Origin of the sequence: Frankia sp. Allo2 (assembly GCF_000733325.1) — a bacterium.
Lineage (GTDB): Bacteria > Actinomycetota > Actinomycetes > Frankiales > Frankiaceae > Frankia > Frankia casuarinae.
The window spans coordinates 1-26,822 of record NZ_JPHT01000044.1 but is presented as its reverse complement, the minus strand read 5'-3'; the positions used below and the strand labels follow the sequence as shown (position 1 = coordinate 26,822).

Annotated in this window: 13 protein-coding genes and 2 pseudogenes; 11 read left to right on the top strand and 4 right to left on the bottom strand. The window is 70.1% G+C overall.

Going from position 1 to position 26,822, the window contains the following annotated elements:
• Positions 1–362: pseudogene (locus ALLO2_RS20230) on the top strand (ISAs1 family transposase); the annotation flags it as partial.
• Positions 363–379: 17 nt separating this feature from the next.
• Here ALLO2_RS20230 and ALLO2_RS20225 read toward each other — a convergent pair.
• Positions 380–1,759: pseudogene (locus ALLO2_RS20225) on the bottom strand (catalase); the annotation flags it as partial.
• Positions 1,760–1,937: 178 nt separating this feature from the next.
• On the opposite strand from ALLO2_RS20225, the gene ALLO2_RS20220 reads away from it, so the two are divergent.
• From ALLO2_RS20220 to ALLO2_RS20185, 7 genes are all read left to right on the top strand, one after another.
• Entirely contained in the window at positions 1,938–4,049 is a 2,112-nt protein-coding gene (locus ALLO2_RS20220) for an acetate--CoA ligase family protein (RefSeq protein WP_023841475.1), read from the top strand.
• Positions 4,050–4,173: 124 nt separating this feature from the next.
• Positions 4,174–5,034, top strand: coding sequence for a prephenate dehydratase (locus tag ALLO2_RS20215; protein WP_011437337.1), 861 nt, complete (start codon positions 4,174–4,176; stop codon positions 5,032–5,034).
• Between the two features lie 282 nt (positions 5,035–5,316).
• Complete coding sequence (gene pglW, locus ALLO2_RS20210; RefSeq protein ID WP_035734174.1) at positions 5,317–9,537, top strand: BREX system serine/threonine kinase PglW; 4,221 nt, start codon at positions 5,317–5,319, stop codon at positions 9,535–9,537.
• Positions 9,534–13,253: a BREX-2 system adenine-specific DNA-methyltransferase PglX gene (pglX, locus tag ALLO2_RS20205; protein ID WP_084588506.1), complete on the top strand. Its 3,720-nt coding sequence runs from the start codon at positions 9,534–9,536 to the stop codon at positions 13,251–13,253. Before pglW ends, pglX begins: the two co-directional genes overlap by 4 nt.
• A 3,676-nt stretch (positions 13,254–16,929) precedes the next feature.
• Positions 16,930–19,575 (top strand): BREX-2 system phosphatase PglZ, encoded by a 2,646-nt coding sequence (pglZ, locus tag ALLO2_RS20195; RefSeq protein ID WP_035734173.1) that lies wholly within the window; start codon positions 16,930–16,932, stop codon positions 19,573–19,575.
• Positions 19,572–20,900, top strand: a complete 1,329-nt coding sequence (gene brxD / locus ALLO2_RS20190; protein WP_023841470.1) for a BREX system ATP-binding protein BrxD — start codon at positions 19,572–19,574, stop codon at positions 20,898–20,900. Before pglZ ends, brxD begins: the two co-directional genes overlap by 4 nt.
• A complete protein-coding gene (locus tag ALLO2_RS20185) occupies positions 20,897–23,158 on the top strand; it encodes a DEAD/DEAH box helicase (RefSeq protein ID WP_304413246.1) in 2,262 nt (753 codons plus the stop codon). The genes brxD and ALLO2_RS20185 overlap by 4 nt, the downstream gene beginning before the upstream one ends.
• A gap of 147 nt (positions 23,159–23,305) precedes the next feature.
• Here ALLO2_RS20185 and ALLO2_RS20180 read toward each other — a convergent pair whose 3' ends face one another.
• Both ALLO2_RS20180 and ALLO2_RS20175 read right to left on the bottom strand, forming a co-directional pair.
• Positions 23,306–23,617, bottom strand: coding sequence for a MazF family transcriptional regulator (locus ALLO2_RS20180; protein WP_011437344.1), 312 nt, complete (start codon positions 23,615–23,617; stop codon positions 23,306–23,308).
• Complete coding sequence (locus ALLO2_RS20175; protein WP_035734172.1) at positions 23,614–23,874, bottom strand: toxin-antitoxin system HicB family antitoxin; 261 nt, start codon at positions 23,872–23,874, stop codon at positions 23,614–23,616. Before ALLO2_RS20175 ends, ALLO2_RS20180 begins: the two co-directional genes overlap by 4 nt.
• A gap of 227 nt (positions 23,875–24,101) precedes the next feature.
• Between ALLO2_RS20175 and ALLO2_RS20170 the strand changes: the two genes are divergently transcribed.
• Positions 24,102–24,986 (top strand): pirin-like bicupin family protein, encoded by an 885-nt coding sequence (locus ALLO2_RS20170; RefSeq protein ID WP_023841468.1) that lies wholly within the window; start codon positions 24,102–24,104, stop codon positions 24,984–24,986.
• A 120-nt stretch (positions 24,987–25,106) separates the two neighbouring features.
• On the opposite strand, the gene ALLO2_RS20165 is transcribed toward ALLO2_RS20170, so the two are convergent.
• Positions 25,107–25,307: an integrase gene (locus ALLO2_RS20165; RefSeq protein WP_011437347.1), complete on the bottom strand. Its 201-nt coding sequence runs from the start codon at positions 25,305–25,307 to the stop codon at positions 25,107–25,109.
• 95 nt (positions 25,308–25,402) lie between these two features.
• On the opposite strand from ALLO2_RS20165, the gene tnpA reads away from it, so the two are divergent.
• On the top strand, positions 25,403–25,825 hold the full coding sequence (gene tnpA / locus ALLO2_RS20160; RefSeq protein WP_035734178.1) for an IS200/IS605 family transposase: 423 nt from the start codon (positions 25,403–25,405) through the stop codon (positions 25,823–25,825).
• Positions 25,822–26,822 (top strand): RNA-guided endonuclease TnpB family protein (locus ALLO2_RS20155; protein WP_035734177.1); only part of this gene is annotated, 1,001 nt, incomplete at its 3' end. The genes tnpA and ALLO2_RS20155, both read left to right, overlap by 4 nt.

Here is a 26,822-nt window from a genome sequence, read left to right as displayed (position 1 = left end):
CCACCGGCACGGGCCGGGCCCGGGTCACCCGGACGATCCCGAGCACTGTCACGGTCCACGTCCTGACGAGCCTCACCCTCGACGCGGTCACACCCGCTGATCTCGCGGGCTACGCCCGAGGGCATTGGACGATCGAGAACAAGGTCCACTGGGTGCGCGATGTGACGTTCCGTGAGGATGNCTCGCGGGTTCGGACCGGCCCACNGCCCCGCATCNTGACCACNCTCCGTAACCTGATCATCGGGCTGATTCGCCTCGCTGGCCATAACCGCATCGCCCCGACCATCCGCAGAATCCGACACGACAACGCCCTGCTCCTGGCCATCCTCACTCTCGACAACCCCGCTGACCTGCATCAATGACTTTGCGGGTCACCCTGGAACAGGGTGGCCTGGCTGTAGAAGTCCTTGAAGCTCTCGCTCCGCTTACGGATCGTGTTCCCGTCGACCCGCTCGGCGTAGTGCACGTACCCGCCGTGCGCCGGATCGGAGAGCACCGGGCAACCGCCGCTGATCGAGTTCGGGAAGTACGACGTCTGGCTCTGCTGGATGCGATGCTGCCCGTAACCGTCGCGGGAGTTGTTGTGCACCGCCGCGACCGGCCGGTTGACCGGCAGCTGGGCGAAGTTCGGGCCGCCGAGCCGGATCAGCTGGGTGTCCAGGTAGGAGAACAGCCGGGCCTGCAGCAGCGGGTCGTTCGTGAAGTCGATGCCGGGGACGACGTTCTGTACGCAGAACGCCACCTGCTCGGTCTCGGCGAAGAAATTGCCGGGGTTGCGGTTGAGCACCAGCCGTCCCACCGGCCGCACCGGCACCCGCTCCTCAGGGATGATCTTCGTCGCGTCGAGAAGATCGAAGTCGAACGCGTGCTCGTCGGATTCCGGCACGAGCTGCACGCCGAGTTCCCACTCCGGGAACGTACCGTTCTCGATCGACTCCCACAGGTCCCGCCGGTTGAAGTCGGGGTCCTTGCCCGCGATCTTCTGTGTCTCGTCCCAGACCAGGGAGTGCGTGCCGAGCTTCGGCCGCCAGTGGAACTTGACGAAGGTCCCCTGCNCGGCGGCATCGACGAACCGGAAGGTGTGCACGCCGAAGCCCTGCATCATCCGGTAGCTGCGCGGCAGCGCCCGGTCCGACATCAGCCACATCATCATGTGCATCGACTCGGGGACGAGACTGACGAAGTCCCACAGGGTGTTGTGCGCGGAGGATGCCTGCGGGATCTCGTTGTGCGGCTCCGGCTTCACCGCATGGACGAAGTCGGGGAACTTGATGCCGTCCTGAATGAAGAACACCGGCATGTTGTTACCGACGAGATCGAAGTTACCCTCCTCGGTATAAAATTTTACGGCAAATCCGCGTACGTCCCGGACCGTGTCCGCGGAACCGCGGGAACCGCCGACGGTCGAGAACCGTACGAACACCGGGGTACGCCGGCCGTCCTCGCCCAGGAAGTGCGCCCGGGTCACGTCGGCGAGCGACTCGTACGCCTCGAAGTACCCGTAGGCACCGGCACCACGGGCGTGGACGACCCGCTCGGGGATGCGCTCGTGATCGAACCGAGTGAGCTTCTCTCGGAAGTGGAAGTCCTCCAGCAGCGTCGGACCGCGTTCCCCCGCCGCGAGCGAGTCGTCGGTGTGTTCGACACCGATCCCCTGGTCGGTGGTCATGCGGGCGCCGTCGTCGCCGACTCGGACGGCGTCGAGTTGCTGCTGCTTCGCGTCGTCCCGGGGGAGGCGCGACGTCCCGGGATCGGTCATGATGGTCACCTCGCTGACTACCTGATGCTGTCCGGGCGTACCCGGACCTACCCGCGACGACACGAGTAAACCTCGCTTCCGGACGGCGTCGCGCCGGCGTCGCGGTCTTCCCCGCCGCCAGCGGGAACCAGCGAGGAACCAGCGACGAACCAGCGACGAACCAGCGAGGAGGCATCCGTTGCGGGAGAACCTGGCGGAGTCGCGCAGCATCGCCCGGCTACTCCACCCGCGCACGGTCGCCGTGGTGGGGGCGAGCCGCGAGCCGGGCTCGATCGGTCACGAGATCTTCCGTCGGCTGCTCGCCAGCGAGTTCACCGGCTCTGTCTATCCGGTCAACGCCGCGGCAACCCATGTGGCGTCCGTCTACGCCTACCGAGACCTGCGCGACGTCCCAGTCGAGATCGACCTCGTGGTCGTCGCGGTGCCGGCGCCACGGGTCGCCGAGGTCATGCGGGCCTGCGCGGAGAAGGGGGTACGCGGCGTCATCGTGGTCGCGGCCGGCTTCGCCGACGGGGGTGACGAGGGACGGGCCCGGCTCGCGGACGTTATCCGGATCGCCCGTGACGGCGGCATGCGACTGATCGGGCCGAACGCGATGGGCGTCATCAACACCGTCCCGACGGTCCGGCTGCACGCCACCTTCGCGGTCGGCGACCCCCCGCCCGGCCGGGTCGGCCTGTTCACCCAGTCCGGGGCGCTCGCGGGCACGTTCCTCACCGACGCCTCCCGGCGCGCGCTGGGCATCTCCACGTTCGTCTCGATCGGGGACCGCTCGGACGTCTCCTGCAACGACCTGCTGCGGTACTGGCGCTCCGATCCACGAACCGGCGTGGTCATGCTGCATCTGCAGAGCCTGGGCAACCCACGCCGGTTCGCCCGGATCGCCCGCGAGCTCAGCCGGCACAAGCCGGTCGTGGCGCTCAAGAGCGGGCGGGAGGCCGCCCACAGCGACATCGGCGCCCTGTTCAGCAGCGCCGGGGTGATCCGCGTCGACACGTTGAGCCAGCTGTTCGACACGACCCAGCTGCTGGCCTGCCAACCGCTGCCGGCCGGCCGGCGGGTCGGCATCGTCGGGACCTCCAGCGCGCTCGCGGCGCTCGCCGCCGACGCCTGCCGTACCTACGGGCTCGACGTGCCGGCGCTGTCCGCCTCGACCTGCGCCGGCCTCGCCACGCTGGTCGGCCATCGGTACGCCACGAACCCCGTCGATCTCGGGCCGCTGGCCGATCCGGACCGGTTCGACGCCGCGCTGCGCGCGGTCGCGACCTCCGGGGACGTCGACGCGATCATCACCCTGGTCACCCCGCACGCGCAGGTCGACCGGCTGGCGAGCTCGGTGCGCGCGGTGGCCGTCGAGAGCGGCCTGCCGCTGCTCGCCTCCTTTCTCGGGCAGGATGGGATCCCCGCCCAACTGGCTGTCCGGGACGGCTCGGGTACCCCGGGCCCGGGGTCGGTGCCGTCCTACGCCTCGCCGGAGTCGGCCGCGCTCGCGCTGTCCCGCGCGGCCGACCATGCCGCCTGGCGGGCCCGGGACCAGGGCAGCGTCCCCGTGCTGGCCGGCATCGACCTGGACCGCGCCCGCGCCGAGGCCGAGCGCTACCCGAAGGACGGGGCGTGGCTGCCCGATGCCGCCGTCGCGACCCTGCTGGCCGGGGTCGGCCTGCGCGCCTGGCCGAGCCGGCGGGTCGGCGACCAGGCCGAGGCCCTCGCCGCGGCGGAGGCGTTCGGGTGGCCGGTGGCGCTGAAGATCGCCGACGAACGGTTCCGCAGCCGGCTCGACGTCGGCGCCGTCCAGCTCGGAGTCGACGATGCGGCCGGGCTCACGCAGGCCTGGCAGGCCATCCGCGCCGCCGTCGGGCCGGGCGACATGCTCGTGCAGCCGATGGCCCCGGCCGGGGTGTCGACCGTGGTGCGGCTGCGGCAGGATCCCATCGTCGGTCCGCTGCTCTCACTGCGCCTGGGCGGGGTCGTCGCGGACCTGCTCGTCGACCCGCTCTCCCGCACGCTGCCGCTGACCGACCGGGACGCGGCCGAGCTCATCCAGGAGATCCGCGGCAGTGTGCTGCTGCTCGGCGGCTCCGGGGCGCCCGCCGCCGACACCGACGCCCTGGCCGACCTGCTGCACCGCGTCGCCCGGCTCGGGGAGGAACTGCCGGCCATCGCCGAGATCCTGCTCGATCCGGTGCTTGTCGGCCGCCGCGGCGTCGTGCTGCTGCACGCCGGCATCCGCCTGCTCCCGCCCGAGACGGAGCCACGGACACTGCCGCGCGCGCTCGCCGCCGGCGGTTGAGCCCGCTCCTCGGGCGCGGGGGGACTCCTCGCCCGGGGACTGTACGGTCGAGGAGTCAACACCGGCACGGACCCAGCCGGCACGGACCCAGCCGGTACCCGATCCAGCGGATTCGAGGACATGGATGACCGCCCGACAGAGGATCGCGTTCCAGGGCGAGCGGGGAGCCAACTCCCACATCGCCTGCCGGGACGTCTATCCGGACTACGACGCGGTCCCTTACCAGACCTTCGACGAGTGCTTCTCCGCGCTGGAGGAGGGTGAGGTGGACCTGGCGATGATCCCGGTGGAGAACTCCACCGCGGGTCGGGTCGCCGACATCCACCATCTGCTCCCCCGCCCCGGGGTGCACATCATCGGCGAGTACTTCCTGCCGATCCGTCACCAGCTGCTCGGCCTGCCCGGGGTGACCCTCGACGAGGTGAAGACGGTGCACAGCCATCCCCAGGCGCTGGCCCAGTGCCGGGAGGCGCTGCGCACGCTGGGTCTGACGGCGGTCGCCCACGCCGACACCGCCGGGGCCGCCCGGGAGATCGCCGAGGCTGGCGATCCGGCCAGGGCCGCGATCGCCTCCCGGCTCGCCGCCGAGGCGTACGGGCTGCAGATCCTCCAGGCCGATCTCGAGGACGCGGAGCACAACACGACGCGGTTCCTCATTCTGTCCGGCGAGAACCTGCGCGCGGCCGCCGGTGTCGGCCCGATCGTCACGACGTTCTTCTTCAAGGTGCACAATCGGCCCGCCGCGCTCTACAAGGCCCTCGGCGGCTTTGCCACGAACGGGGTCAACATGACCCGCCTGGAAAGCTACATGGTGGGCGGGGGCTTCGTCGCCACCCAGTTCCTCGCCGACATCGAGGGCAGCCCGGAGGAGCCGGCCGTCGCCCGCGCCTTCGAGGAGCTGTCCTTCTACGCCGACCACCGCATCCTCGGCGTCTACCGGGCGAGCCGGTACCGGGAACGGATCAGCACCGGTTCCGGGGCCTGATCGGCCGCCGGTGGAACGCGCCCCGGCAGAAGCCCGGTAGNANAGGNCCAGCCGCTGCCCGGCTGGCCCCCGATGCCCGCCGGTCCAGATCTCACCGCGCCGCGGTGGCCTCACCCGGCGGCGTCGGCGAGATTGGGCAGCCCCGACACCGCTGGAGCCCATCGCGGGACGGCCTACCCACAGCACTGGTTGCAAGCACCTGCAGCCACAGAGATACGATTCAAGATCTTTGGACTGTGCCGGTCCGGTTCCGGGCCCGGCCGCGCATCGGGGGAGGGCCCATTGGACGATGAGCGCTGGACGCAGTGCACACCGTCCGAGTACGCCTGGGAGCGTGCGGCCCTGTCCTATCTCAAGGCGCAGCTACCAACCGGGGATCCCTACCGGGCTTGGGCGAACGCCGAGTTTCTCGGGTCCGACGGTTCCGTCAACGAGGTCGACCTGCTTCTCGTCCTGCCGGCGGGCATCGTCGTGCTGGAGATCAAGTCCTGGTCCGGTGTCCTCGTGGGAGACGCGGGCACCTGGCGTCAGAGCCACCGCGCCCCGGTCGACAACCCCGTCATCGGAGCAAACCGCAAGGCCCGCAAACTGAAGTCGCTGCTGGTTTCCCGGCCGGCGATGCGGGGCCGACGGGTGCCATGGGTGGAGGGCGCGGTATTCCTGAGCGACGCGCGGCTGGAGATCCGCCTTGTCCCAGAAGGCCGGGCGCACGTCTTCGGACGGCATGACCAGACCCAGCTGCCGAGTTTCCTGGACTTCGCGCGGCAGCCCGGCCGGGTGGACGGCGAGCTCAGTAATGCCCTGGCCCGGGCCGTCGACCAGGCCGGAATCCGCCCGTCCCAGCGGGCGCGGACCGTCGGCAGCCTTCGCCTGGAGCTGCCCGCCTTCCAGGAGGGCGTCGGCTGGCAGGACTTCCTCGCCCGCAACCAGCGGTTTCCCGACGACCGGCCGCGGCGGGTGCGGATCTATCTGGCCAGTGGTGTGGAGTCGGTGCACCAGCGTGACCAGCTCGTGCGGGCCGCCGAGCGGGAGTACCTCGCACTACGCGGCATCGACTATCCGGGGATCGCGGCGCCGATCGACTTCGTCGAGCACGATCTGGGCCCCGCGCTCGTCTTTCCCCACGATCCCGAGCTGATCCGGCTGGACCATTTCCTCCAAGAACACGAACGCGAGCTGTCCTTCGACGATCGGTTGGCACTGCTGCGCGTCCTTGCCGAGACCATGGCGTACGCCCACCGGCGGGNGCTGACGCACCNGGGCCNGAGCCCNCGATGCGTCTGGGNTCGGCGCCGGNCCGACCGCTTCGCCCTCCAGATCACGGACTGGCAGACGGCCTCCCGCGGCTCCGAATCGACGTCAGGGATACCGAGCACCACCGGCCCGGCCACGTCGACGGGGGGCTACGTCGAACTGGCCGACGACGCCGCCGCGGCCTACTTCGCACCCGAGTGGAGCTGGGGCACGGCGAAGGGGGTCACCCTCGACGTCTTCGGGGTCGGCGCCATCGCCTACCGGATCTTCACCGGGAAACCCCCCGCGGCCTCATCCGGGGAGCTCAGCCGACGTCTGTCCGAACACAACCGACTGTTACTCGCCGAACAGGTTGATGCCGTCTCCGAGGAGCTCAACGAGCTCGTCGCCCGGGCGACCGAGGCCGACCCGGAGCAACGCACCCGGGACATGGCCGCGTTCCTGCTCGATCTCGACCTGGTTCGGGAACGGCTGGCCGCCATCGCGGAGGAGGCACCGGTTGTCGTTGATCCCCTGGAGGCCGAGGCCGGCGCCGAACTGGAGGGCGGATTTTCGGTCCTCGGCCGGCTGGGCCGCGGCTCGACGGCGCTCGCTCTGCTCGTCGAGCGGGACGGCGGGCGCGCGGTTCTCAAGGTGTCGTTGGACCGAGACAGGGATCCGCGGTTGGTCGCCGAGGCCGAGACGCTGCGCACCCTCAGCGAGCATCCCGGTGTCGTGCAGCTGCTGAGCGACGGCGTGATCGACGTCGGCCCACGCCGGGCCCTGTTGATCACTTCAGCCGGGGAACGCACCCTCGCCCAGGAGCTGCGCGAGCGAGGCCGACTACAACCGGAATGGCTCCAGGGGTGGGGCGACGACCTGCTGGAGATCGTCCAGCACCTACAGCGGGCCGGGCTGGCGCATCGCGACATCAAGCCGGACAACCTCGGCGTCGCCGAACGTGGCGGCAGGGGCAAGAAGCGGCAGCTCGTCCTGTTCGACTTCTCCCTGGCGAAGGAGCCGTTGGAGGCCATCGAAGCCGGCACCCGCCCGTACCTCGACCCGTTCCTCGGCCGCGGCGAGCGCCGCCGATGGGATCAGGCTGCCGAGCGATACGCCGCGGCGGTGACGCTCTACGAGATGGCGACCGCACGCCGGCCCGAGTACGGAACCCATGGCGGGCATCCGAGTTTCGTCGACGCCGACGTGGCGATCGAACCCGAGCTGTTCGACCGGTCGTACGCGACCGGTCTCACCGAGTTCTTCCGCCGAGCGCTGCACCGGGACGTCAGACAGCGCTTCGACACCGCGGAGGACATGCGCCGCGCCTGGAACGCGATCCTGGCCGAACCGGCCAGCGTGGTCCCGCAGCCGCCCTCCGCGCGCATCAGCCGGGACACGCCCATCGGCGCCGCCGGTCTGTCCCGCCCGGTGCTGTCGGTGTTCGAACGGCTGTCGATCGATACGGTGGGCGGCGCGCTCGACCTGTCGCCCGCCCAGGTCGTCTGGCTGCCCGGCATCGGTACGAAGACCCGCCAGCAGTTGCGTGCGGACCTGGACCGGCTGGCCGGCCAGGTCACCTCCTCCCCGGCCGAGCGGCCCACCGAGCCGACGCTCCTCGACCGCGTCGCCGCCGGGCTCATCCCCCGCGCGACCGACCGGGCCGTCGCCGAAGCCCTGCTCGGCCTCGGCGAGCAGGGCGGCAACGCATGGACGAGCGTGCGCGACGCGGCCAAGGCCCTTGACCGCGAGCAACGTACCGTCCGGCAGGCGGTAGCCAGGTTCGAGCGGCATTGGCTGGCCCTCGACGGGATGCGAGAGTTGCGGGACACCATCGTCAAGGTCGTCGAGTCGGTCGGTGGGGTCGCCTCCGCCCGGCACTGCGCGGCGGCCCTGCTCGACTTTCAGGGCAGCACGGTGGAGGAACCGCTGCGCTCCCGGCTCGCCGAGGCCGTCGTACGCGCGGCGATCGATGCCGAGCTGGCCGACGACTCCCCCCGCGACGACACCACCCACGACACCACCCACGACGCCTCCGGCGGTTCCGAGATGGGTGGCGATCCACGGCTGGTGTACAGCCGAGAGCCCAACGGCATCCTCGTCGCAGCCGGCCCCGCGCGCGCCGGGGACGGGCCCTCCACCGCCGATCGGTTGGACTGGGCCTCCCGGCTCGGCGGCGCGGCCGACGACCTCGCCGGCGCGGACCCGCTGCCGGCTCCGGCTCGGGTCATCGAGACGTTGCGCGCCGTCCGCGCCCCCGGCGACACCGACCCCTCCCTGATCTTCCCCGAACGGCTCCTCGACGTCGCCATGATCGCCTCCGAGAACGCCGCGGTGACGCCGCGCCTGGAGGTCTACCCGCGAGGCCTCGACGCGGGACGGGCGCTGCGGCTGGCCGCCGGGGCGCTGTACGGCCGCACGGAGCTGACCCCCGAGCAGGTGGCCGAGCGGATCATCGTGCGGTTCCCGCACGCGGGCGCGCTGCCCGGCCGTCCCGAGCTGGACGCCCTGCTCGACGCGGCCGGGGTGCCGCTGTGCTGGGACGACGANAAAAAGCGGTACGTGACCCGCCGCATCGAGGTGACCGGGCTCACCTCCCTGGTCACCTCCCGTGGAACCAGGCCGCGCTGGAGCACCGGCGCGGGCGCCGCCTGGACGACAATGGGATGGCGCCGGGTCTCCGACGAGGTGCTGGCCGCGGATGACCGGCTCACCCGTTCGCTGGTGGACGGCGGCTGGCTGGTGCTGTCGGTGCCGCCGCGGCGACTCGCCCGGGCCGAACGCTGCCTGGCCGCGCAGGATGTCACCGTTGTCGACGCGGAACAAGCCCTGCTCGCGGGGATGCGGGAGTTCTGCGCCCAGCACCGGGTGCAGTGGTCGATCGTCCTGGCGGCCGACGCCGCCGACCGATCGTCGCGCGACTGGGCCAACCTCTCAAGGGTCGCGCAGGCCGGGCTCGCCGGTGTGCGGGCCTCGATCGAGGCCGCGGGGCCGGCGGTGCTGATCACGAATGCGGGGGTGGTCGCCCGGTACGATCCGGCGCTGGTGGTACTGGATGAGCTGCGCGCATCGGTGCGGATGGCGACCGAGACATCACCGGTGCGTACGGTGTGGCTGCTCGTACCCTGGGCCGACGTGGACAAACAACCGTTGTTGGATGGTGGCGCTCCCGTGCCCCAGTTCGGCAACCAGGGCCTGGCGCTGTCCGAGGAGTGGATTGTCCGGCACGAGTCTCGGCTCGCCGACGGCGCTGAGGGAGGAGCAGCGTGATCGAGGCGAGACGCCTGTTGGCCGATCTCCAGCGGCAGGTCCGCGGCCTGGAGGCGGACCTGCGCGCGCGGGCCCGGTCGGACCGGGACGTCGACGATCGGCTGCACAAGCGGTACCAGGAGGCGAAGACCGGCTGTCGCACCGGCGTCGGCTACGAGACGTGGCTCGACCAGCAGCTCACCCAGGTGGCGGTCGGTTGGGTGCTGGCCTGCGTGTTCACCCGATTCTGCGAGGACAACACGCTGCTGGGACGTCCGATGCTGGCCGGCCCGGTCCGCCCCGAGCAGGAGGCCGACGAGACAGGCGAGGCCAGGGAACGGGTCGACGGGGTGGCCGAGGCCCGGGAATGGCAGACTTTCTACTTCCAGGCGGAGGACCACAAGAATGACTCCGACCTGGACTACCTGCGGGCGGCGGTCGCCCGGCTGGAGGCGTACGACGCAACCCGGGATCTGGTCAACCGGCACAACCCGCTGCACCTGGTGGACATCTCACCGGACGCGGCGACCGGCCTGCTGGAGTTCTGGCGGCGGATCGACCCGGAAACCGGCGCTCTCGTCCACGACTTCTCCGATCCGGCGTCCTCCACCNGCTTCCTCGGCGATCTGTACCAGGATCTTTCCGAACAGGCACGTAAGGACTACGCGCTGCTCCAGACCCCCGAGTTCGTCGAGGAGTTCATCCTCGGCCGGACCCTTGCCCCGGCGATCGACGAGTTCGGCCTCGCCGAGGTTCGGATGATCGACCCGGCCTGCGGCTCCGGGCACTTCCTGCTCGGCGCCTTCGACCTCCTGCTCGACCGGTGGCAGAAGCAGGAACATGGGATTGACGTCAAGGTCCACGTGGAGCGCGTACTCGGCCAGGTCCACGGTGTCGACATCAACCCGTTCGCGGCGGCGATCGCCCGGTTCCGCCTCGTCATCGCCGCACTGGCCGTCTGCGGGATCACCCGGCTCGTCGACGCCCCCGTCTGGCGCATCCGCATCGCCATCGGTGACTCCCTGCTGTGGGGCACCGAGGATCAGCAGGACGAACTCGACGGCGTCGCCACCCACGCCCTGACGGGTTCCACCGGTGAGGGTGAGTTCACCTACGAGTACGAGGACGCTCGCGAGCTGAAGGAGATCCTGGAAGCCCGCTACCACGCGGTTGTCGGCAACCCGCCGTACATCACGGTCAAGGACCGGGCCCCCAGCAACGCCTATCGGGTGCGCTGGAGCGCATGCCATCGCCAGTACGCGCTCAGCGTGCCGTTCGCGCAGCGGTTCTTCCGACTCGCGGTCAACGGCGGCTTCACCGGCCAGATCACCGCGAACTCCTTCATGAAGCGCGAGTTCGGCAAGAAACTCATCGAGGAGTTCTTCCCGAGCGTCGACCTCACCCTGCTCGTCGACACCAGCGGCGCCTACATCCCCGGCCACGGAACCCCGACCGTCCTCATCTTCGGCCGCCACCGCCGCCCCATCGGCGCACAGGTCCGGGCAGCACTCGGTGTCAGGGGCGAGCCCAGCGCACCGGCCGACCCGGCCAAAGGCCTCGTGTGGACACGAATAGTAGAGAACTTCGCGAATGCTGACCACACGGATGCGTATATCAGCACCCTCGGAATCAAGCGGATAGATCTTGCGAGGCATCCCTGGTCACTCGCTGGCGGTGGAGCGGCTCAGTTGCAAGCTCAGATAGACACAACCAGCGCGCGTCTACATAATCTCGGAGTTGACATCGGACGCACCGTCCAGCTCGGCGAAGATGACGCTTGGATACTTGCCCATAGTTCTCCGGCGGTGACCAGGTTTCAGGACAACATGGTCCCCCATGTTTTCGGCGAGCTAGTACGTGACTACACGATCGAACAACCTCCCATTGCAATTAATCCGTATGCCGACATAACCAAAGGAATCCCCCTTTTAAAAGATCAGGAAGTTGTACAAAATCTCCTCTGGCCAAACCGAACAATCCTGTCTGCTCGCACAATATTCGGTAGAAGTCTTGCCGAAAACGATCGACCATGGTATGCATATTTAGAAATATATGCAAACCGACTGCACACCCCGCTGGCGATCGCCTTTCCGTTCGTCTCGACCCACAACCACTTCACACTCGACCGAGGCGGCAAGATATTCAATCGTACCGCAACCGTTCTCAAGCTGCCCGAGGGAGCCACGGAGGAGAAACATCTGCGGCTGGTCGGGGTGCTGAACTCGTCGGCGGCGTGCTTCTGGCTCAAGCAGGTGAGCCAGCCGAAGTCCGGGAGTGGGATCGGACGCGGTATCCAGGACGAGGCATGGGAGAACCGCTACGAGTTCACCGGGACCAAGCTGAAGGAGTTTCCGCTGCCGGACGGGGCGCCACTGGTGTTGGCGACGCGGCTGGACGGGTTGGCTCAGGAGCTCCAGCGGGTCGCGCCGGCCGCGGTGGCCAGGGACGCTGTTCCGACCCGGGAGGCACTCGTGCACGCGCGGGCGGAGTGGGAGCGGATCCGGGCGGAGATGATCTCGGCGCAGGAGGAGCTGGACTGGGAGGTCTACGGTCTCTACGGGCTGCTCGGCGACGACGCGGACGGGTTGATCGGTTCGAGTGTGACGAAGCCGCCGCTGGCGCTTGGCGAACGGGCGTTCGAGATCGTGCTGGCGCGGCAGCACGATGCCGGCGAGACCGAGACGGAATGGTTCACCCGGCACCGCTCGACGCCGATCATCCAGCTGCCCGCGCACTGGCCGCAGGACTACCGGGCCCTCGTCGAGCGGCGGCTGGCGAAGATCGACGATGATCCGTACCTTCACCTCATCGAGCGGCCGGAATGCAAGCGGCGCTGGGCGAGCCGGCCGTGGGCGGAGATGGAGGCCGAGGCGTTGCGCGACTGGCTGCTCGACCGGCTGGAGGCCCGCGAACTGTGGCACCGACCGGAACCGACCCCGCGCACCGTCGCCCAGCTCGCCGACGAGCTGCGGACCGACGCCGAGTTCACCGCCGTCGCCAGGCTCTACGCCCGCGACACCGCTCTTGGTGACGTGGTCGCCGATCTCGTGCGCGACGAGCATGTACCGTTCCTCGCCGCCTGGCGGTACACCGACATGGGGCTGCGGGTCCGGGCGCAGTGGGAACGCACCTGGGATCTCCAGCGGGAGCAGGATGCCGAGGACGAGCGGATCCGGGCCGAGGAGGAGCGGCGTAAGGAGTCCGACGAGCCGCTGCCACCGGCCCCACCGCGTAAAATCATCGACATCAAGGTGCCGCCGAAGTACAAACAGACCGACTTCCGCGAGACGTCCTACTGGCGCAGCCGCGGGAAGCTGGACGTGCCCAAGGAGCGGTTCATCTCGTACCCGGATGCTTCCCGGGACGGGACCCTGCTGCTGGGCTGGGCCGGCTGGGATCATCTCCAGCAGGCGCAGGCGCTGGCCACCTATATCGCCGATCGGCGCGAGGTCGACGCCTGGGACGCCGAGAAAACCAAGCCGTTGCTCGCCGGGCTGCTGGAACTCCTGCCGTGGGTCGCGCAATGGCATTCGGAACTGGACCCGGAGTTCGGTATTCGGCCCGCGGACGCCTACACCGGCTTCCTCGACGAGCAGGTGCGCCAGCTCGGGCTGACCCGTGACGATCTCACCGGCTGGCTCCCCGCGGCCAGGAAGACGAGAACCACGGTGAAGAAGCCGGTGAAGAAGCCGGCGAATAAGCCCGCCACGACTCCGGCGAAGGCGGCCCGGTCATGACCCTGATCTCGGAACTCCTCGACATCCCCGAGGCCGTGTACCCGGGGGACTTCGTCCTCGACCTGTCCCGCGGCGTGACCCAGATCGATCGCACCCTGCGCGAGTATGTCGTCACCCCCGAGCTGGCCATCCGGTTCGGGGAGGCGCTGGGTCTGATCAAGAGCGCGCTCACCGACGGCAGTAGCAAGGCCGCCTACCTCGACGGCTCGTTCGGGTCCGGCAAGAGCCACTTCATGGCTGTGCTCGGCGCGCTGGCGCGGAACCACCCCGGGGCCCGGGCGATCGGCGAGCTCGCCCCTGTCATCACCGCATTCGACGGTGACGTCATCGGCAAGCAGTTCCTCGTCGTGCCGTATCACCTCGTCGGCAAGACGTCGCTGGAGGAGGCGGTCCTCGGCGGCTACCTGGCGCACGTCCGCGCGCTGCACCCGGACGCGCCGCTGCCCGCCGTCCTCATCGACAAGCCGCTGCTCGACACCGCGGTGGCGTTGCGCGGCCAACTCGGCGACCAGGCGTTCTTCGGCCTGCTCGGCGGCGGCGACCGGAGCTCGGCTGCCGACCCGCGCTGGGGCACGTTGAACCACGGGGCCTGGGACGCCGACCGGTTCGAGCAGGCACTGACCGCCGCTCCCGCCGCGCAGGAGCGCCGCGACCTGGTCGGCACCCTGGAGAAGGCGCTGGTCGGGTTCGCCGAGCTCGCCCGGGGCGCCGCCACCGGCTACGTCAACATCGACGACGGCCTGGCCGCGATCAGCCAGCATGCCGCCGGCCTCGGCTACGACGGGCTGATCCTCTTCCTCGACGAGCTCATCCTGTGGTTCGCCACCAGGATGGCCGATCACGCCTGGGTGGCGAACGAGGCTCCCAAGGTCNCCAAGCTCGTCGAGGCGGCCAACGCCGACCGACCGGTGCCGATCATCAGTTTCGTCGCCCGCCAGCGGGACCTGCGCGAGCTCGTCGGCACCAACCTGCCCGGCACCGAACATCTTGCCTTCGCCGACAGTCTCAAGTGGTGGGAGGGTCGGTTCGGCTCGATCAAGCTCTCCGACAACAACCTGCCGCTCATCATGTCGAAGCGGGTCCTGCGGCCGCGCAGCGATGCCACCCGGGCACAGATCGACACCTCGTTCGCCGCGATGGACCGGGTCCGAGCGGACATCCGGGCCGCGCTGATGACCGCCCACGCCGACCGGGCCGCGTTCCGGCTGACCTATCCGTTCAGCCCGGCATTCGTCGAGACGCTCGTCGCGCTGTCCGGGTTCCTCCAGCGGGAGCGGACCGCGCTGCGGGTCATGCAGCAGCTACTCGTTGACCAGCGGGACACCCTGCAGCTCGGCCAGCTCGTCCCCGTCTCCGACCTGTTCGACGCGCTCATCACGGATGCGTCGCCGATCAGCGGCGAGCTCGGCGGGCTGTGGCGCAACGCGCAGAAGGTCTACGGCGAGATCCGTCGGCTCATCCTGGAAAGCCACGGGCTGACCGAGGAAACCGTCACCGGGGTGGCCCCGAAACACGCCGTGTACATGGACGACCGGATCGCCAAGACCCTGGTGCTCGCCGCCCTGCTCCCCGAGGTCCCGTCGATGCGGGATCTCACCGCCCGCCGGATCGTGGCCCTCAACCACGGGTACATCCGGTCGATGGTGCCGGGTCAGGAGACGGGCGCGGTCACCCAGGTCGTCCGCAAATGGGCGGCCCGGCTCGGCGCGGTGCAGGTCAGCGGGGACGACGCAAGCCCGCTCCTGTCGGTGCGGCTCGAAGGCGTCGACATCGAGGGCATTCTGGAGAACGCCAAGGGGGCCGACTCGCCCGGCGACCGCCGGCTGACCGTGCGAACGCTGCTGTTCGACGCGCTCGGCGCCACGAAACCGGAGGGTATCGACCGCGCGACGATCGTCACCGCCACCTGGCGCGGCACCAAACGCAACGTCGAGCTCATCTACGGCTATCTTCGCGACCCCGGTGACGTGGGCGACAGCATGTTCACGCCCACCCACAACGGCTGGCGGCTCGCCCTCGACGTCCCCTTCGATCCGGACGACCACTCCCCGGCCGAGGCCCTCGACCGGGTCTCGCGGCTGCGGGACGCGCTCCCAGCGCGCACCCTCTGCTGGGTCCCGCGGCACTTCACCGCACACACCCAATGGAGCCTGGGCCGCTACCTGCGGCTGGAATACGCCGTCGGGCCGAGCTTCGACCAACTCGCCGGGCACCTGTCCGACAATGACCGGGCTATCGCCCACCAGCAGTTGACCGCGCAGCTCGACCAGCTGCGCAGCCAACTGACGAACGCGCTGCTGCAAGCCTATGGCCTCGTCACCCCGGACGAGACGGTCGTCGATCCCGCGCACGGCGGGATCGACATGTTCGTCAGCCTCGAACCGGGATTCNCNCCCCGGGTCCCCGCCGGTGCCGCCCTGCGCCCCGCCTTCGAAAACCTGCTCGACCAGGCACTGAGCTGGGAGTTCCCGGCCCACCCCCACTTCGACGGCGAGGTGCGCCCGGGTGACCTGGCAAAAGTGCACGCCCAGGTGCGCCGGGCCATCGAACATCCCGAGCACCGGATCATGGTCGAATCCAGCGAGCGGCCCGTCATGCGGAAGGTGGCCAACCCGCTGGGGCTCGGCGAGCAGAGCGACCAGTACTTCGTCCTCGGCCACCACTGGGAACGGCACCTCGGCCGAAAGATCATCGAGGCCGAGGCGGCGGGCCGGCCGGTCACGGTCGGAGACCTGCGTGCCTGGCTGGACGAGCCGAAGCGGATGGGTCTGCCCCAGGAGATCGCGGACCTTGTTGTGCTGGTCTTCGCCGAGCAGACCAACCGCGGCATCCTCCACGGCCGGCCGCTCGACGTGAGCATCCCGCGCCCGCTGCCCGCGGACGCGCGCGTTGTCGCCGAGCCGCTACCCGATCGGGACACCTGGGAGGAGGCCCGCGGCCGGGCGCACGCCCTCTTCCTGATCACTGACATCACCGAACTGTGTACCGCGCGCAACGTCGCCTTGCTGGCCACTCGGGTACGATCAGCCGTCGCGGACCGGCTTCCGAAGGTTCGCGCGCTGCACGCGGCCCTCATCCGCCGAGGACCGACCGTGCTCCGGGACGGCACCGACCNGGCGACGGAACGAGTCCGGATCGCCCAGGGCGCGCTGCGTCTCTGTGCGGACCTGGCGACCATCACCGACAATCTGGCCCTGGTCGAGCGGCTCGCCGCCTTCGACCTCCCCGCGGTCCCGCTGCACACCGGTCGGAGCCTGACCACCGCCGCCGATCTCGACGCGGCCATCCGGGAGGTGGACTGGAACATCTTCACCACCGTGGCCGACTGGGGACCCGAGCATCCGCGGGGCGCGGAGGCAGCCGCGTTGGTGACCGAGCTCGCCGCGGTCTGGGCGGCCAACGAGTACGTCCAGCACCTCCAGCCGGCGCTCACCAAGGCGGACAGGAAGGCTCGCGGGTTGCTGCTGGAATGGAGCCGACGGGTCTCCCGCCCAGCGAGCAGAACCGGCACCATCAACCCGCCGGGCGTGGCGGCACCGGGCGTGGCGGCACCGGGCGGCGTGGCAACCAGCGGCGCCCGCGAGGTCGATCAGGACTCGGTTGCCGAGTTCACGTCCACGCTCGCGGCGCTCACCGCCCAGGGCTGGCGGATCAAAGTCACCTGGCAGGCCGTGCGGTGACCGTGGTAGCCGCGCCGGTCCTGGTCCGGGCGAAGGTGGCCGAGGTGCTCCGCCGAGACGAGAAGGCACGCGTCGTCGCCCTGGCCGCGGCGCCGGTGTGGCCGCACGACGAACGCCTGGAACTGCCCGGTGGCCGCGGCGTGGTGGTCCGGCCATGCGTGTCCACCCTCGCGATCCGCGACGAGCTGCAACAGGTCGACGATCTTCCTGCCGGGGAGGTACTCGTCCTGCTCACCGAGTACGAAACCGGCGAGCTGGGGACGAGCATCACTGCCCGGCTCGCCGGTCAGAAGATCCTGCCGCTTGATCGCTGGCAGCAGCTCACCAGCCTGTTTCGGGCACACGGCATCGATCCGGCCCTCGTCGACGAGCAGTGGGCGGTGAACGCGCTGCTCGCCACCCCCCCGCCGGACGGGTATCCCGCCGCGCGCAACGGCTACCTGGACCGGGCCACGGCATTGGCCACACTCGCCGAGACCCAGGCCGGGCTCACCCCGCTCGACCTCGACCTCGCGGGCCTGCTGCGATGGAGCCTCGACGCCGAACACCTCGCGCGGTGGCGCGCGTTGGACCCGGCGGTGCGTACCGGCATGAGCGGATGGCTTGCCGGCCGCGGCGGTCGAGGCGACGTGGTGGCCGCCGTTCTCCGGTGCTTCGCCGGGCCCTACGGTCCCGACGCCGTCGCCGTCGGACTGGTGCTCGCGGCTCTCAGCCATCCCGAGGTCCGGGACACGGCGCAGGTGCCGCGCACCATGCTGGAGACGCGGGTGGTCGACGGCGCTCTCGCCCCGTCCGTCGCCGCGGAATGGGGACGCGCGGCTGAAGGGCTGGTTCAGCGGCTGCTCGGCCAGGAGGGGCGGGCCGTGGCTGGCGGAATCCTGCGACGCGCCGAGGAGATCCTGGCCGGGCAGGGCGCCGCTGAGCTGTCTTATCCCAGCGCCGTCCTCGAATCCGGTCTCACCCAGCGCCTGCGGCACATTGGCTCGCAGGTCGCCGCGGTGCTGCGCAAGCGGCGGCCACGCGCCGAGGATCTGGGGCCGGTCGAACATGAGGTGGCGCGGCTGAACGCGCACGCGCTGGCCGCCGACCATGCCGAGCGGGTGAGTCGCGCCGAGATGGCCGTTCGGCTGCTGCGCTGGCTGGCCCAGGAGGCCGCGTCCGCCCGACCACCGGCGCCGAGCCTTGCCGAGGCGTCCCGTCGGCAGCAGGACCAGGACGCATGGGTCGACCTGGCCCGGGCGCGGGTGTGGGAGGGCGACGTCGATCAGGTGGTCGCCGCCGCCTACCGGACACTGTGCACGACGGTCGACGCCCGTCGCCGCGAACACGAACGGCGGTTCGCGAATCTGCTCGCCGACCACACCCGCACCGGGTCGACGCTGGGCGAGCTGCTGCCGGTGGAGGACGTGCTCGACCAGATCGTGGTGCCGCTGGCCGGCCGATGCCGGCTGCTGCTGCTCGTACTGGACGGGATGTCCACCGGGGTGGCGCGGGAGCTGCTCGCCGACCTGTCGACCCGGGGCTGGGTAGAACACACCCTCACCCCGGCCCGACCGGTGCTGGCCACCCTGCCGTCGGTCACCCGGACCTCGCGGACGAGCCTGCTGTGCGGGCGGCTCGTGGACGGCACGCAAAGCCAGGAGAAGGCATCCTTCGCCGAGCGGGGCTGGCCGCTGTTCCACAAGGGCGACCTCGCCGCGGCCGGTGCCGGCGAGGTGCTTGAGCCGCGCGTCGCGGACGCGATCAGGGGCGACGCCCCCGTGGTCGGCATCGTTGTGAACACCGTCGACGACACCCTGGACAAGGGTGGGCGCACCCCCTGGACCGCCGGCTCGGTCGATCGGCTGCTCGACCTGCTGGCCACCGCGGACGGATCGGGCCGGGCCGTCCTGCTGGTCAGCGACCACGGCCACGTCCATGAACGCGGCTCCCGGCTGGTTTCCGACGACAGCGGCGGCGCGCGGTGGCGATCCTCGGCGCGCCCGCCCGACGAGGACGAGGTCACGCTCATCGGCCCGCGGGTGCTGCTGGGCGGCGGCCGGATCGTCGCCGCCTGGAACGAACGGCTACGTTATACGGCCCTGCGCAACGGCTACCACGGCGGCGCCAGTGCCCAGGAGATCGTGATCCCGTTGGCGCTGCTGCGTCGGGTCGACCTCGACCTGCCCGGTTGGACTCCCTTGCACCATGCCGCGCCTCCCTGGTGGGTGGAGCCGATGGCCACGGGCACCACGCCGGCCACGGGCACCACGCCGGCCACGGGCACCACGCGGGCCGGACGTGCCGGCTCGGCCGCACAGCCGGACCTCGGTCTGTTCGACGAGTCCGAGGTGACGCCGCAACCGTGGGTGGATCGCGTGCTCGATACCGAGGTGATGCGGGCTCGGCTCGCCCGGATGCGTCGCGGGGCCATGCCCGCGGACCGGCTCGGGCTGCTCCTGCGGGCGCTCGACGCCCGTGGCGGCGCCGCCACGCGGGCCACGGTCGCCCGCGCGCTCGACGTGCCGGACGCGCGGATCGCCAGCCACCTCGCCGCGGCGCAGCGGGTGCTGAACATCGACGGCTACGAGGTGCTGCGGATCGATGGTGACACCGTGCGGCTGAACGCCGCGTTGCTGGCGACGCAGGCCGGTCTGACGTGACCATCTCCGAACAACGCCGACGGGAGGTGATCGACGCGCTTCGGCGCGGAACCGTGCCGCGGCAGGGCCTGGATGTGCTCGCGGTCGGTCTTGACCGCTTCACCACGGCGATCGAGGAGGATCTCGACCGGCTCGCCGGCGGACAGGCGACGTTCCGGGCGATCCGCGGCGAGTACGGCGCGGGAAAGACGTTCTTCACCCGCTGGCTCGCCGAGCGGGCCAAGGCCCGGGGGTTCGCCACCGCCGAGATCGCGATCTCCGAGAACGAGACCCCGCTGCACCGGCTCGAAACGGTCTACCGCCGGCTCGCCGAACGGCTCGCGACCGCCGAATTCGCGCCGAGCGCGCTGCGTCCCATCGTCGATTCCTGGTTCTTCGCGCTGGAGGAGGACGTTCTCGCCGGCGGCGAGGTCGTCGAGAATGAGCTGGCGCGCCGGGTCGACGAGTTGCTGGAACAGCGGCTGGCCGCCGTCGGGCGGGTCGCGCCGTCCTTCTCAGCCGCCCTACGGGCGTACCGGCGGGCGACCGCGGCCGGCGAAACCGCGGCCGCGGAGGGNCTGATCGCTTGGCTGGGCGGGCAACCGCACGTGGCGGCGGCGGTGAAACGGGCCGGCGGTGTCCGGGGCGACCTCGATCACGACGGAGCGCTCGGCTTCCTGCAGGGGCTGCTCGCGGTGCTCACCGACAGCGGCCATGCCGGTCTCGTGGTCGTCCTCGACGAGGTCGAGACGCTGCAGCGGGTCCGGGGCGACATGCGTGACAAGGCGCTCAACGCGCTGCGCCAGCTCATCGACGACGTGGACGCTGGGCGATTCCCCGGGCTGATGCTCGTCATCACCGGCACTCCCGCGTTCTTCGACGGACCGCAGGGAGCGCAACGGCTCGCCCCGCTCGCGCAGCGGCTCCACGTCGACTTCCTCCCGGATCAAGCTTTCGATAACCCTCGGGCGGTGCAGCTGCGACTGCCCGGGTTCAACCGGGATTCCCTGCTGGAGCTCGGCGGCCGGATCCGGGAGCTGTACAGCTCCGGCCATGGTGATCCGGAGCGGTTCGCCACGGCAGTGGACGAAGGCTACCTGGCCGAGTTCGCGCAGGCCGTGGTCGGGCAGTTCGGCGGGCGAGTAGGCGTCGCGCCCCGCATCTTCGTGAAGAAACTCGTCGATGTGCTCGACCGCGTCGACCAGCATCCCGCCTTCGATCCCCGGCGTGCGTACGTCCCGCGGCTGTCCGCCACCGAGCTCACCGACACCGAACGTGCGGCGATGCCCAGCCCGCCACAACCGCCCCCGGCGGCATCGGTCGACGACATCGACCTACCGCTGTGATCTCCCGGACGTCCGGGGCCTCGGGGGCTTCCGGGGCTTCCGGGGCCTCGGGGGCTTCCGGGGCCCCGGGGGCTTCCGGGGCCCCGGGCTTCGCCGCCCTCGACCCGGCCGTCCAGTATCACGTCGTCAACAGTCTGCGGTGGCCTGCCCTGCGCCCGTTGCAGGAGGCGGCGATACGTCCGGTCCTCGACGGGCATNACGTGCTGCTGCTGGCACCGACCGCCGGTGGGAAAACCGAGGCGGTGGCGCTGCCCCTGCTGTCCCGGATGGCCGGGGAGAAATGGCGCGGGCTGTCGGTGCTGTATGTGTGTCCGCTGCGGGCGTTGCTGAACAACCTCGAACCGCGGCTGGCCGCGATGTGCGAATGGCTCGGCCGGCGGGCCGCCGTCTGGCATGGAGATGTCGCCGACTCGGTGCGCGGGCGGCTGGCCGTGGATCCGCCGGATCTTCTGCTGACCACCCCGGAGTCGATCGAGGCGATGCTCGTCTCCGCGCGCGTCGATCATCGATGGCTCTTCGCCGGCCTGCGGACGGTTGTCGTCGACGAGGTCCACGCCTTCGCCGGTGACGACCGCGGTTGGCATCTGCTGGGGGTGTTGGCCCGGTTACGCGGGCTCGCCAACCGGCCGGTACAGCGGATTGGTTTGTCCGCAACTGTCGGGAACCCGGACGTACTGCTCGACTGGCTCGCGGACGGATCCGCCCGGCCGCGCGCGGTCGTCCGGCCGAGTGACGTGACGGCCACCACGGACGTGACGGCCACCACGGACGTGACGGCCACCACGGACGCGACAGCCACCACGGAGGTCGGGATCGACTACGTGGGCTCCCTGCGTAACGCCGCCCTCGTGGTCGCCCGCCTTCATCAGGGGATGAAGAGGCTGGTCTTCTGCGATTCCCGCAGCCAGGTCGAGGAGTTGACGGTTGCGCTGCGTGACCTCGGGGTACGGACGTATGTATCCCACTCGTCCCTGTCACGGGATGACCGGCGGCAGGCCGAGGCCGCCTTCGCGACATCCACCAACTGCGTCATCGTCGCCACTTCCACCTTGGAGCTGGGGATCGACGTCGGTGACCTGGACCGCGTCATCCAGATCGGCGCCCCCGCCACGGTGATCTCCTTCCTGCAACGCCTCGGGCGGACCGGGCGGCGCCCCGGGACCCGACGCAACACGCTGTTCCTGGCAACGTCGCAGAACTCTCTGTGGCTCGCGGCGGCTATCACGCTGCTGTGGCAACGCGGATACGTCGAGCCGGTCGTCCCGCCCGTGCTTCCCCGTCACATCGTCGCCCAGCAGATCCTCGGACTGGCCCTGCAGGAAGGCCGCCTCGTCGACCGCGACGTCTGGCAGTGGCTCGGCGGGCTTGCCCGGACTCCGGGCGCGGTCGACGTACTGGCGCATCTGGCCAGCTCCGGGTTTGTCGTGCACACCGACGGGCTGGTATCGATCGGCCCGCGGGCGGAGAAGGAATACGGGCGACGCTACTTCCTCGACCTCACGTCAACCTTCGCCGGCGAATCGATGGTGCAGGTCTGGTGGGGACGTAGCCTGCTCGGCCAGCTGCCACCGATCGCGCTCGCGGCTCGACCGGAGCACGGACCGCGGGTGGTTCTTCTCGGCGGTCGTGCCTGGAAGGTGAATCATGTCGACTGGCGGAGAAGACGAGTCCAGGTCGAACCGAGCCGCTACCCAGGCTGGTCCCGGTGGAACGGCGGGGCCCGGGTCATGTCCTATCCGCTCGCCCAGGCTCACCTCGACGTCCTCGCCGGGCAAACGGCCGGCATCGAGATATCCCGGCGGGCCGCCGACGCGTTGGACAAGCTCCGCGCGCAGCATTCCTTTGTCAGTGTCAGTGTCAGTGACGAGCCGGGCGAACGCACCTACCTCACCCGCGACCCCGAGAAGCGGCCGATCTGGTGGACATTTGCCGGGTTCGCGGCCAATTCGGCCCTCGCCTCGGGGCTCGGCGAGCTGGTTGACGCTGACGCGCCGGTCGGCGATCTCAGGCTGCGGCTTCGCCCGCACGTCAACTCCGCCGCGCTACGGACAATGCTCGATGTTCGACGTGACGACCTCGTTGACGCTCTTCCGGCCATCGATGTCGAGGCTGCCGATGGGCTCAAGTTCTCCGCGGCGATTCCCCTCGAACTCGCGATCGAGACGCTAGCCGCACGCCTCACCGATCCATCCGCCGTCCACGCGACGCTGAAGGCAATCATCCGGGAGGAGACTGCGCCTCCGCCTGGGGGATGGTAGCCGTGAACGGATTGATCGCGGCGGCGATGACGTCGGCCGACATCCAAGCCGGACGCCGACGCCGGGCTGGAGCGCATCGAGGAAGTGACCCGCCGCTTGCCCCACCGCTGCTTTCGCCTTCGACCAGTTCGGGCCGTTGCCGTAAGGTCAACGTTCGGGCGTGGCCAAGATCTTGAACAACATGGTGTTGGCGGTGGTGAGCGTCTGGGCGTCGACCCGGCGCAGGCATTCACCCAGGGCGGCCTTGGCCACGAACGTGACCAGGCCCATCACGGCCCACTGCCCCTCCCCCAGGTCGACGCAGAACCCCTCGTCGGTGGCGTGCTCCACGACCAGGGCGACCAGCACGGTCGGCTCGTCGGCGATCTCGTTGTAGACCGTGGAGCTGAGGATCAGCACCGCCTGCGGCGCCGGCCCGATGCCCGCGGTCCAGATCTCACCGCGCCGCGGTGGCCTCACCCGGCGGCGTCGGCGAGATTGGGCAGCCCCGACACCGCGAGAGCCCGCTGGTTGGCCTCCCCGAAGGCGAGGGCCGCGCCGGNCACCGCCGGGTCGGCCCGCACCCAGGCCCCGTGCGCGGCGCAGCGCCGACGCATGTCCTCGGCGTCAAGCACGCCCTCGACCCAGGCGTTCATCGAGGTGTGCTCGGCCTCGGCGTACCGCTTGACCGCCTCGTAGGCCTCGTCCGAGAGCCGGAGCGTGATCGTGCGCGACATGCGCAACATGCTAGCAAGATCTGACAGCGGTATCCGCCGCAGCGTGGAACGCATGGTCGCACCATCCGGCCACCAAAATCGACAGATTATATGCCTATTTATGTGATTCCGTTGCTCTAGCCGGCGGGTCATCTGCCTGGGCGGGACGCGGGCCGTGGAATGTCCGTGGCCCCGACGACGCTGGACTGCGCAGGCATTGTCCTGCCTACCGTGAAGGAGGGTTCACCATGAGCGCCACGCCGTCCTCCCCTGGGTCGTCCACCCCACCGGCCGCGGTCCCACCGGCCGCCACCCTTTCTACCGCGGGCCCGTCTTCCGCCGCACCCTCCTCCGCGGGCCTGCGCCCACAGCCCCGGATCGACATTCGCCGGGCGGACGACAGAGCGGCGACGCACGTCGGCTGGCTCGACTCCCACCACTCCTTCTCGTTCGGCCATCACTACGATCCGTCAAACACCCACCACGGTCTGCTGCTGGTGAACAACGACGACACGGTCGCTGCCGGGACCGGGTTCGAGACCCATCCGCACCGGGACATGGAGATCGTCACCTGGGTCCTGCGCGGATCGCTCGTGCACCAGGACTCCACCGGCCACTCCGGCGTCATCTACCCGGGACTCGCGCAGCGGATGAGCGCCGGTCGCGGGATCCTGCACTCGGAGAAGAACGACTCCTGGCGTCTCGACGGCGGCGGGGAGCCGCATGACGAGCCGGTGCATTTCGTCCAGATGTGGGTCGCGCCGGACCGTCGGGGCATCGACCCCGGCTACGAGCAGCTGGAGATCGACGACGAGCTGCTACGCGGCGGCCTGGTACCGGTAGCGTCCGGGATGGCCAGGCACCGCGGGCAGAGCGCGATCACGATCAGAAACCGGTTCGCGGCCCTGTGCGCCGCCCGGCTCAGCCCTGGTCGGGACGTCACGCTTCCCGAGGCTCCCTACCTGCACCTGTTCGTGACGCAGGGCGAGGTGACGCTGGAGGGGACGGGTGTGCTGCGCGCCGGGGACGCGGTCCGGTTCACCGCAACCGGCGGTCAGCGGGTCAGCGCCTCGGCTCCCGCTGAGATCCTGGTCTGGGAAATGCATAAAGCGATCGAGGATTTTTTGGGATAGCAAACTTATTGCTGGTGAGGGCGTGTCTCCGCTGGTGGGAGGGCATTTTCGCATCCTTTCAAGACGTGCGATCAGCGGCGGTGACCGGCGGCGGTCTGTGTCTGAGACGTGCCCGAAGGATCATGCGCTGTCGGCCGACAGGGCAGCCGCGATACGGGCCCGGCAAATCTCCTCGTCCCCGTCGATGCACTGGGCGTAGATCGTCAGCAGCATCTGAACCGTGTGGCCCGCCCACTGAGCGACCCGCGTCGGCGGGACACCCGCCGCCAGCCAGCCGGACAGGCAGGCGTGACGCAGCGAGTAGGTAGTCTGAGCAACCATCAATGACCTCCGGAGGGGACTGTCGCCTTCAGGCGACAGGGGAATCCGGCACGGACCGCAACGGTTATACCGGCCACGCTGGTATAATCAACGGCATGTCCCGGACGGTGCAGGTCGGCGCGGGTGGCGCCTATGACCTCGGTTACCACGTCGTGTGGTGCCCGAAGTACCGCCGTGCTGTCCTCGTCGGTCCGGTCCGAGACCGGCTTGACGGGCTGATCCGCGAGAAGTGCGCCGAGCATGACTGGCTGATCGTCGCGCTGGAGATCGAGCCCGACCACGTGCACCTGTTCGTGAAAGCTCATCCGNAGCACGCCCCGTCGTACATCGCCAACCAGCTCAAAGGCTTCACGTCCCACGTGCTACGCGGCGAGTTCGCGCACCTGCGCTCCCGGCTGCCCACGCTCTGGTCCCGGTCGTACTTCGTTGCCACCGTCGGCGCGGTGTCCGCCGAGACGGTCCGCCGGTACATCGATACGCAGAACGAGCGGCCGTGGCGCACGGGGGTGCCACGTTGAGACGGTCGTACAAGTTCCTGCTCCGCCCGACCGCGCACCAGCAGATCGCGTTGACGGCGATGCTCGACGACCACCGGGCGCTGTACAACGCCGCGCTTCAGGAGCGGCGCGATGCCTACCGGCATCCGAGCAAGACGACGGTCCGCTACGGGGGCCAGTCGGCCCAGCTCAAGGACATTCGGGGGTTTGACGCGGATCAGGCCCGCTGGTCGTTCTCCTCTCAGCAGGCCACCCTGCGTCGCCTCAATCTCGCATTCGCCGCGTTCTTCCGCCGGGTCAAGGCGGGCGAGACGCCCGGCTACCCGCGGTTCAAGGGCGCCGGCTGGTTCGACACGGTGACGTGGCCCGCCAACGGTGACGGGTGCCTCTGGGACTCGCAGCCCGAGAACCCGAAGACGATGTTCGTCCGCCTTCAGGGCGTCGGCCACGTCAAGGTCCACCAGCACCGGCCAGTGGCTGGCCGGGTCAAGACGCTGTCCGTCAGGCGGGAGGGTGCCCGCTGGTNCCTCGTGCTGTCCTGCGACGACGTGCCCGCCGAGCCGCTGGAACCAACGGGCGCCGTCGTCGGCGTGGACTTGGGTGTCGCCTCGCTGGCCANCACGTCGAACGGCGAGCACTACGGCAACCCGCGTTTCCTCGAACGGGCCGCCGGGCGCCTCGCCAACGCGCAGCGCGACCTTGCCCGTAAGAAGCGCGGCTCGAAGCGGCGCCGCAAGGCGGCTACTCGGGTCGCGAACCAGTCCCGGGCCGTGGCCCGGCAGCGCGTCGACCTCGCGAACAAGACCGCGCGCGAACTGGTCGCCGACCACGACCTGATCGCTGTCGAGAAGCTGAACGTCAAGGGCATGGTCCGCCGGGCCAAGCCGAAGCCCGACCCGGACCAGCCGGGGGCGTTCCTGCCGAACGGGCAGGCCGCCAAGTCCGGGCTGAACAGGTCGATTCTCGACGCCGGGTGGGGGGTGTTCCTCAACGCACTGCGTGCCAAGGCTGAAAGCGC